This is a genomic window from Streptomyces rubellomurinus, assembly GCF_000961885.1.
Classification (GTDB): domain Bacteria; phylum Actinomycetota; class Actinomycetes; order Streptomycetales; family Streptomycetaceae; genus Kitasatospora; species Kitasatospora rubellomurina.
This window is the reverse complement of the sequence record NZ_JZKH01000323.1, coordinates 1-463: the sequence shown is the minus strand read 5'-3', so window position 1 is coordinate 463 and position 463 is coordinate 1. Positions and strand designations below refer to the sequence as shown.

The following is a 463-nucleotide window of genomic DNA, read 5'->3' as shown; positions in this document are numbered from 1 at the left end:
CGCCGGTCATGCCGGTGGCGTCGGCCCACAGGCCCCAGGCCAGCGAGGTGGCCGGCAGGCCGGCCGCGCGGCGGGTCGCCGCGAGGGCGTCGAGGGCGGAGTTCGCGGCGGCGTAGTTCGCCTGGCCGGGGCTGCCGATCAGGGCGGCGACCGAGGAGAACAGCACGAACGCCGTCAGCTCGGAGCCGGCCGTCAGCTCGTGCAGGTGCCAGGCCGCGTCGACCTTCGGGCGCATGACGTGCTCGACCTGCTCGGCGGTCAGCGACTCGACGACGCCGTCCGCCAGGACGCCGGCCGCGTGCACGACCGCCGTCAGCGGGTGCTCCAACGAGGCCAGCAGGCCCGCCAGTTGGTCGCGGTCGGTGACGTCGCAGGCGGCCACCCGGGCCTCGGCGCCGAGCTCCGCGAGCTCGGCGACCAGCTCGGCCACGCCCTCGGCGGCCGGGCCGCGGCGGCTGACCAG

At 77.5% G+C, this 463-nt stretch carries 1 protein-coding gene; it reads right to left on the bottom strand.

All coding sequences use genetic code 11. The features are described 5' to 3' along the window. Positions 1–463: SDR family NAD(P)-dependent oxidoreductase (locus VM95_RS38035; RefSeq protein ID WP_045706217.1), on the bottom strand; the 463-nt coding region annotated here is incomplete at both ends.